The organism is Sandarakinorhabdus limnophila DSM 17366, from assembly GCF_945882885.1.
Lineage (GTDB): Bacteria > Pseudomonadota > Alphaproteobacteria > Sphingomonadales > Sphingomonadaceae > Sandarakinorhabdus > Sandarakinorhabdus limnophila_A.
Map to the genome: position 1 here is coordinate 19,246 of NZ_CAMCWT010000037.1, position 7,936 is coordinate 27,181.

The window sequence follows — 7,936 nt, forward strand, 5'->3', positions numbered from 1 at the left end:
GGGCGCATTTCATGGCCTTTTGGAAAAGGCGCGATCAGTTCTTTTCGGACTCCTCACGGGCCTTGTTGAAGGCCGCGCCCAGGATGTTGCCCAGCGTCGCGCCCGAGTCGGACGTGCCGTATTGGGCCACAGCTTCCTTTTCTTCGGTGATCTGCAGCGCCTTGATGGACAGCATCGGCTTGCGGCCCTTTTCAAAGCCAACCACCATGGCATCAACCTTCTGGCCGGGCTGGAAACGCTCGGCCTTCTGGTCTTCGCGGTCGCGGCTCAGATCGTTGCGCTTGATGTAGCAATCCGGGCCATCTTCGCCGATCTTGACGTCCAGACCGCCATCGCGGGCGGCAACCACGGTCACCGTCACGATGTCGTTCTTCTTCCAGTCGCCGCCGCTGGTGTTGCGGGTGCCAGTGGCTGCGCCAGTGCCGCCCTGTTCATCAAGCTGCTTGATGCCCAGGCTGATGCGTTCCTTCTCGATGTCCACTTCCAGCACGCGGGCCGAGACGCGCTCGCCCTTGTGGTGGCGCGACAGGGCGCCTTCGCCGGTCATGCCCCAGGCGATGTCGCTCATGTGCACCATGCCGTCGACGTCGCCGTCGAGACCGATGAACAGGCCGAATTCCGTGGCGTTCTTGACTTCGCCTTCCACGATCGTGCCGACCGGGTTGGTTTCAGCGAACACTTCCCACGGATTGCGCTGGGCCTGCTTGAGGCCAAGGCTGATGCGGCGCTTTTCCTCGTCGACTTCGAGAACGATGACTTCCACTTCCTGGCTGGTCGAAACGATCTTGCCCGGGTGGACGTTCTTCTTGACCCACGACATTTCCGAAACGTGCACCAGGCCTTCGATGCCGGCTTCCAGTTCCACGAAGGCGCCATACTCGGTGATGTTGGTCACGCGGCCCTTGTGCTTGGTGTCCACGGCATACTTGGCAGCAGCGGTGGTCCACGGATCGGCTTCCAGCTGCTTCATGCCCAAGCTGATGCGCTGGGTGTCGCGGTTGATGCGCACGATCTGCACGCGCAGCACGTCGCCGATGTTCAGCACTTCGGACGGGTGGTTAACGCGCTTGTAGCTCATGTCGGTCACGTGCAGCAGGCCGTCGATGCCGCCCAAATCCACGAACGCACCATAGTCGGTGATGTTCTTCACGGTGCCGTCAACGATCTGGCCTTCCGCCAGGTTGCTGATCAGGCCGGTGCGGGCTTCTGCGCGCGATTCTTCGAGGATCGAACGACGCGACACCACGATGTTGCCGCGCTTGCGGTCCATCTTCAGCACCTGGAAGGGCTGCGGCAGGTTCATCAGTGGGGTGACATCCCGCACCGGGCGGATATCAACTTGCGAGCCGGGCAGGAAGGCCACGGCGCCGCCGAGATCGACGGTGAAGCCGCCCTTGACGCGGCCGAAGATCACGCCTTCGACGCGCTCGCCAGCAGCGAACTTGGTTTCCAGCGCATCCCAGCTGGCTTCGCGGCGGGCGCGATCGCGGGACAGCATGGCTTCGCCCTGCGCGTTTTCCACGCGGTCAACGAACACTTCAATTTCATCACCAACCTTCAGGTCGGTCTTGCCATCCAGGCCGGCGAATTCGCGCAGGGGCACGCGGCCCTCGCTCTTCAGGCCGACATCGATGACGACAAATTCATTTTCAAGCGCGGTGACAACACCGCGAACAACACGGCCTTCAAAGCTCTGGTTCTCACCGAGCGAGGCATCAAGCAGAGCCGCAAAATCATCACGGGTCGGCTGGGCAGAAGTAGCCATAGAGTATCATTAACCTTCATTTGGGTCGGCGCGGGCAAGGATGGACGGCAAGAGCCGCCTATACCCGCGAAACCCCTCGACAAGGCACCATCGCCCGCCGTTCATCGCCGTCGCGGTGGCACCATGCCAGCCGCTCAAGAGAACCGGAAAAAAGCCAAGCGCTCGCACAGGGAGAACCCCGCCGGGACGCCGATAACCCCTTACCGGCTGTGCTGCGCGCGTGCCTTTTCAACCAAGGCAATCGCTGCAGCGACGGCCGCGGCTATACTGAGATTACTGGTATCAAGCAAGGCAGCATCACTGGCCTGTACCAAGGGCGCGGCAGAGCGCCCGGAATCGCGGGCGTCACGCGCATGGATATCGGCCAGCACATCGGCCAGAGTCTGATCGCTGCCCCCAGTTTCTTTGGCGCGCCCAGCCTGTTCGGCATGGCGGCGCTGCGCACGCACTTCGGGCGCCGCCGTCACGAACAATTTGGCGATGGCATCGGGCGCGATCACCGTGCCGATATCCCGCCCATCCAGCACCGCCCCACCGGATTGCTTGGCAAAGCTGCGCTGCACATCGAACAGCACCGCCCGCACTGCCGGGTGGCTGGACACGATCGAGGCATAATCACTGTTCAGCGCGCTCATCAGATAAGGATCATCCAGCAGCGCCGGATCAAGCTGCCGCGCCGCCTGCGCCGCAGCCTCGGCATCATAGGGATCATGCCCCACCAACCGCACCGCCAACCCGCAGGCGCGATACAATTTGCCGGTATCCATGAACGGCAGGCCGTAATGCCGGGCCAGCGCCTTGGCGATGGTGCCCTTGCCGCTGGCAGCCGGGCCATCAACGGCGATGACGAGGGGAGGGGTGGTAATCACCGGTTGGCGTTAGCGGGCCGGTCGCAGGTGGGCAAGTGGCGGGCAGGGCGGCGCGCAATTGACGGGGCCGGGGCGCAGACCTAGGCTTTGCTTACAGGCAGTTGATCACGGCCATCAAGACCGGACGCGCCATAAACGGGGGGACACATGGAGCGTCGCACATTTCTGAAGGCGGCAGGCTTGGCAGCGGCCAGTGGCGTGGCTGGTTCGACCGCTTCAGCACAATCGGCGCTGAAGTGGCAGCGCACGGCCAAGCCGGCGGATGTGGTGGTGATCGGCGCCGGTGCCTTTGGCGGGTGGACGGCGCTGCGACTGCGCGAGATGGGCCATAGTGTAACGCTGGTTGATGCCTATGGGCCGGGCAATGCGCGGGCCACGTCGGGCGGCGAAACCCGGCAGATCCGGGTGGGCTATGGGGATCGTGAAGTCTATTCGCGCTGGGTGCTGCGCGGGATGGAGCTGTGGCGGGAGCGGGAGCGCGAATTCGGGTTGCCGCTGCTTTCGCTGGCGGGGCGGTTGCAGCTGGCGACCGATCTCAATCCCGGCCTGCGCGGCTCGCGCGATGTGTTCACTCGGCTTAAAGTTGATCACGAACTGATGACGGCCGCCGACATGCGCCGGCGGTGGCCGCAGATGGAGCCGGGCGAGAACAATGTGGGCCTGTATGAACCCGGCGCCCTGATCGTGCGCGCACACCGGGCCTGCCTGGCCGTGGCCGAAGCCGCCGCGCGCAAGGGTGTGCAACTGGTGGCCGGCCGCGCTCAACCCGGGCAGGCCAGTGGCGGCGCCATGGCCAACCTGGCGCTGCAGGGCGGCGAGACGGTGAGCGGCGCGAAGTATGTGTTTGCCTGCGGGCCGTGGCTGGGCCGGTTGTTCCCCGATCTGCTGGGCCAGAAACTGCAGACGCCGCGCCGCGAGGTCTATTTCTTTGGCGCACCGGCCGGCGATGACCGTTATTCCTGCCCGAACCTGCCGGTGTTTTCGGAAGCCAGCCACTATGGTTTCCCCAATGTTGACGGCAAGGGCATCAAGGTCTGCCCGGTTGGCGGCGACACCATCATGGACCCCGACAATGATGATCGCATCGTCACGCCCTTCCAGGTGCGCCGGTCGCGCGATTACATCGCCCGCCGTTTCCCGGGGTTGAAGGACCAGCCCATCGTTGAAACGCGGGTGTGCCAGCTGGAAAACAGCGTGGACGAGCATTTCATGATCCAGCGCCACCCGGGCTGGGACAATGTCTGGATCGCCGGCGGCGGTTCCGGCCACGGCTTCAAGCATGGCCCGGTGGTGGGCGAGTATATCGCCGAACGCGTGCTGGGCCGGCCAACCGATCCGGCGCTGGAAGCGCTGTTCCGCGTGAAGGATGACAAGTTCTGAACCCGATGCGGCGCGGCCCTAAGCCCGGCAGTTGCCAGACAGACCCAGTTCACGCAGAATGACTTTCAGGGTCAGCTACTTCGCGGGGGCGAATGATGTCTGCTGGCGGCCCGGGTTCTGCATCGTTTCCAATCATGTTTATCGCGGGTACGCGGCCGGAGGCGGTGAAGCTGGCACCGTTGCTGCTTGATCTGCAGACGCGTGGGCACTGCCCCTTGCTGGTAGCGACCGGGCAGCATCGTGAGATGTTTGATGAAGCCTTGGCCGGGTTCGGGCTGCAGGCGGATCATGATCTGGGTGTGATGGCGGCCTCGCCGGATACAGTGGTGGGGCGGCTGGTGCCTGCGCTGGCGGACGTGGTGCGGGAAACGCGGCCGGCGTGGGTCGTGGTGCAGGGCGACACGAGTTCGACGCTCGCCGGTGCCTTGGCGGCCCGTTATGCCGGGGCGCGGCTGGCGCATGTCGAAGCGGGCTTGCGGACGGGAACGCACGATCCGCACCCGGAGGAGATGCATCGCAAGCTGGTGGCGCAGATGGCGCAGTTGCATTTCGCGCCGACCGCGGCGGCAGCGGCGGCACTGGCGGCAGAGGGTGTGTGCGATGGCGTGCACGTCACCGGCAACAGCGGCATCGATGCGCTGTTGTTGATGCAGGCGCGGCTGGCCGGCGATGTAGCACTGGCAGGGGCGGCGGTGGCGCCGCTGGCCGGCATCCCGCGCGGACGGCCGTGGGTGCTGGCCACCATCCATCTTCGCGAGAACCAGGGGCACGTGCTGGGCGGGTTGCTGGACGCGCTGGCCGAATTGGCGGGCGAAGCAGAGATCATCCTGCCGGTGCATCCCAGCCCGGCGGTTTCAGGCCCGGTGCGTGCCGCTCTGGGTGGCCACCCCAGCGTCCACCTGCTGCCGCCGCTGCCCTATGTCGGGTTCGTCGCTCTGATGGGGCAGTGTCGCCTTGTGCTGACCGATTCGGGTGGGGTGCAGGAAGAGGCACCGGCCATCGGTCTGCCCTGCCTGGTGCTGCGCGACACCACGGAGCGGCGCGAGGGGCTGTTCAGCGGCAATGCCGCGCTGGTGGGGCGTGATCCGGCGGTAATCGTGGCAGCGGCGCAGCGTGTTCTGGCCGATTACGCGTTGCGGGCAACGATGGCAGAACCATCCTTGCCTTATGGAAGCGGCGGTGCTGCCCGCGCCATCAATTATCTGCTGTTGGGAGAAGCCTGCAGCCAAGCTGCTCCATCATTGCCACGAACGTTGGAAAGCTCGTTGCGATCGGCCGGGCATCATCAATGACCACCGGCCGGGCCGCGTTCAGGCCCAGCACGGCGAAGCTCATCGCGATGCGGTGATCGAGCCGGGCCGCGATGGTGACGCCGCCGGGGACGAGATCGCCGTCACGGCCTTCGACGATCAGGCCGTCTTCAAGCTCCTCGCACTGCACACCGCAGGCCTGGAGCCCCTGCGCCATCACAGCGATCCGGTCGGATTCCTTCACCCGCAGTTCTTCGATCCCGCGCATCACAGTGCGCCCCTTCGCAAAGGCGGCGGCGACGAACAGCACCGGATATTCATCAATCATGCTGGGCGCGCCTTCTGGCGGCACGTCGATGCCAGTGAGCGCGCTGTGGCGGACGTGAAGGTCGGCAACCGGTTCGCCGCCAACGGTGCGTTCGTTCAACAGATCAATGCGCCCGCCCATCGCCTGCAGCACTCGCACCAACCCGGCGCGGGTGGGGTTCAGGCCAACATTGCGAATGATGATGTCGCTGCCCGGCACGATCAGCGCGGCGACCATCGGGAAGGCGGCTGACGACGGATCGCCGGGCACCTGAATGGTCTGCGGTTTGAGTTCGGCCTCGCCGCGGATGGTGATGATGCGGCCCTCCGGCGATTCGGTGACCGAAAGCTGGGCACCGAATCCGGCCAGCATGCGCTCGCTGTGATCACGGGTGGGGATGGGTTCGATCACCACCGTCTCGCCCGGCGTGTTGAGGCCAGCCAGCAGCACCGCCGATTTCACCTGCGCCGAGGCGACCGGCAGCGTGTAGCGGAGCGGAATCGCCGGGCAGGCACCGGTGAGCGTGAGGGGCAGGGTCTGCCGTCCCGGCCCTGGCGTGGCGGCGATGGTGGCGCCCATCAGGGACAGTGGCGTGATCACCCGCCCCATCGGCCGACCCGACAGGCTGGCATCGCCGATAAACGTCGCTGTGATCGGGTGGGAGGCGACCAGGCCCATCAAGAGCCGCGTGGAGGTGCCGCTGTTGCCCATGTCGAGCGCGGTCGCAGGTTGCAGCAGACCGCCGACACCAACACCGTGCACGCGCCATTCGCCGGTACCAGTGCGCTCGATCTCGGCACCCATCGCCCGCATGGCGGATGCCGTAGCCAGCACATCCTCGCCCTCAAGCAGGCCTGTGATGCGGGTTTCGCCCACCGCCAGCGCGCCGAGCATCAGCGAGCGGTGGCTGATCGACTTGTCACCCGGCACCGTCACATCGCCCTTGAGCGGGCCCGAAGCGGCAAGGCAGAGCGATGCGGGTTTTCCGGCGACGTGATTCATGACGCGGCGCTTTGACAGGGCTTGCCGGCTGTGGCAATGCGCCAAAGTTTCCGGGATGGCTGTGCTGCCCCGGCTCGATTGCGTTTGCACGGCTGGACACACGGCCGGGACGATCACGGAGACGATATGGTCAAGGCTGAATGGGGCACCAAGCGTGCCTGCCCGAAATGCAACACCCGATTCTATGATCTGGGCAAGGAAGACCCGGTGACCTGCATTTCCTGCGGCTTTGGCTGGGCGCCGGAACCGGTCCTGAAGTCCAAGCAGACGACGCCGTTTGAAGCCACCAAGCCACAGGCCGCCGAGGAAGACGCCGTGGTGGCCGTGGATGAGGATCTGGACATCGAAGACGCCGACGTGGAAGCCGGCGAAGCCGATGCCGATGTCGATCTGGGCGATGATGATGATCTGGGTGTCGTCTCGGAGGGTACCGACGACGAGAATTGAGGATATCGGCCGGCTTGGCGAATTTCGGGCTTGCAAGGCCGCGAAACATCGCCTAACCGGCCGCTCCCGGCGTTGCTGGTAACAGCAACGACCACATTGGGATGTGGGGCCTTAGCTCAGCTGGGAGAGCGCTACGATGGCATTGTAGAGGTCAACGGTTCGATCCCGTTAGGCTCCACCATCCCAACCTAAAAACCCCGGCCAGAGATGGCTGGGGTTTTTGCTTTTCAGGCGAATCGCTGGCAAGGCGCGTCGCCATGAACAGCCGAACCGATTATCGCGTCCACCGCCTGATCCCCACCCGCTGGATGGACAATGATGCCTATGGCCACGTCAACAACGTGGTTTATTATAGCTGGTTCGATACCGTGGTGAACGCCTGGCTGATCGAGCAGGGCCTGCTCGACATCCACCATGGCAACCCCATTGGCCTGGTGGTGGAAACCGGCTGCCGGTACAATCGCTCCGTCGCCTTCCCCGAAATCGTGGAGGCCGGCCTGCGCATCGCCAAACTCGGCAACAGTAGCGTGCGTTGGGAGGTGGGCCTGTTCACGGCCGGCCATGAAGCGCCGGCCGCGGAAGGCCATTTCGTCCACGTCTATGTCGACAGGGAGACGCGCCGGCCCGCGCCGCTGCCCGATGCATGGCGGCAGGTGCTGTTGCCGCTGGTGGTTGCGCCAAACGCCGCCACGCCCTAAGCGCCCGCGATGAACACGCCAGACGACTCGATCCTCATCCTCGATTTCGGCAGCCAGGTGACGCAGCTCATCGCCCGGCGCATCCGCGAAGTTGGCGTTTATTGCGAGATCGTGCCCTTCGCCAAAGGCGGCGAGGCATACACACGGATGCAGCCCAAGGGCGTCATCCTGTCGGGCAGCCCGGCCAATATCAGCGATGAAAACGGTCCGCGCATCCC

The 7,936-nt window shown here is 64.9% G+C and carries 7 protein-coding genes, 1 tRNA gene and 1 pseudogene; 6 read left to right on the forward strand and 3 right to left on the reverse strand.

The window, feature by feature from the left end; translation table 11 throughout:
* Positions 1 to 34 precede the first annotated feature (34 nt).
* Positions 35 to 1,765 carry a 30S ribosomal protein S1 gene (gene rpsA, locus Q7O19_RS09325; RefSeq protein ID WP_303810131.1) on the reverse strand — a complete coding sequence of 577 codons (1,731 nt, stop codon included), beginning with the start codon at positions 1,763 to 1,765 and terminating at the stop codon, positions 35 to 37.
* Between the two features lie 200 nt (positions 1,766 to 1,965).
* Positions 1,966 to 2,634, reverse strand: a complete 669-nt coding sequence (gene cmk, locus Q7O19_RS09330) for a (d)CMP kinase (protein WP_303810133.1) — start codon at positions 2,632 to 2,634, stop codon at positions 1,966 to 1,968.
* 147 nt (positions 2,635 to 2,781) lie between these two features.
* Between cmk and Q7O19_RS09335 the strand changes: the two genes are divergently transcribed.
* Both Q7O19_RS09335 and wecB read left to right on the forward strand, forming a co-directional pair.
* Positions 2,782 to 4,014, forward strand: coding sequence for an FAD-dependent oxidoreductase (locus Q7O19_RS09335; protein WP_303810135.1), 1,233 nt, complete (start codon positions 2,782 to 2,784; stop codon positions 4,012 to 4,014).
* Positions 4,015 to 4,148: 134 nt separating this feature from the next.
* On the forward strand, positions 4,149 to 5,306 hold the full coding sequence (gene wecB, locus Q7O19_RS09340; RefSeq protein ID WP_303810136.1) for a non-hydrolyzing UDP-N-acetylglucosamine 2-epimerase: 1,158 nt from the start codon (positions 4,149 to 4,151) through the stop codon (positions 5,304 to 5,306).
* Here the strand turns inward: wecB and aroA are convergent.
* Positions 5,209 to 6,573: a 3-phosphoshikimate 1-carboxyvinyltransferase gene (gene aroA / locus Q7O19_RS09345; RefSeq protein WP_303810137.1), complete on the reverse strand. Its 1,365-nt coding sequence runs from the start codon at positions 6,571 to 6,573 to the stop codon at positions 5,209 to 5,211. The two genes, wecB and aroA, sit on opposite strands and share 98 nt — an antisense overlap.
* A gap of 126 nt (positions 6,574 to 6,699) precedes the next feature.
* Between aroA and Q7O19_RS09350 the strand changes: the two genes are divergently transcribed.
* From Q7O19_RS09350 to Q7O19_RS09365, 4 genes and pseudogenes are all read left to right on the forward strand, one after another.
* On the forward strand, positions 6,700 to 7,020 hold the full coding sequence (locus Q7O19_RS09350) for a TIGR02300 family protein (RefSeq protein WP_273434609.1): 321 nt from the start codon (positions 6,700 to 6,702) through the stop codon (positions 7,018 to 7,020).
* 105 nt (positions 7,021 to 7,125) lie between these two features.
* Positions 7,126 to 7,201: transfer RNA gene (locus Q7O19_RS09355), tRNA-Ala, on the forward strand.
* Between the two features lie 76 nt (positions 7,202 to 7,277).
* The gene (locus Q7O19_RS09360) at positions 7,278 to 7,718 is read left to right on the forward strand and encodes a thioesterase family protein (protein WP_303810138.1); all 441 of its coding nucleotides are present in this window, start codon (positions 7,278 to 7,280) and stop codon (positions 7,716 to 7,718) included.
* A gap of 9 nt (positions 7,719 to 7,727) precedes the next feature.
* Positions 7,728 to 7,936: pseudogene (locus Q7O19_RS09365) on the forward strand (GMP synthase (glutamine-hydrolyzing)); the annotation flags it as partial.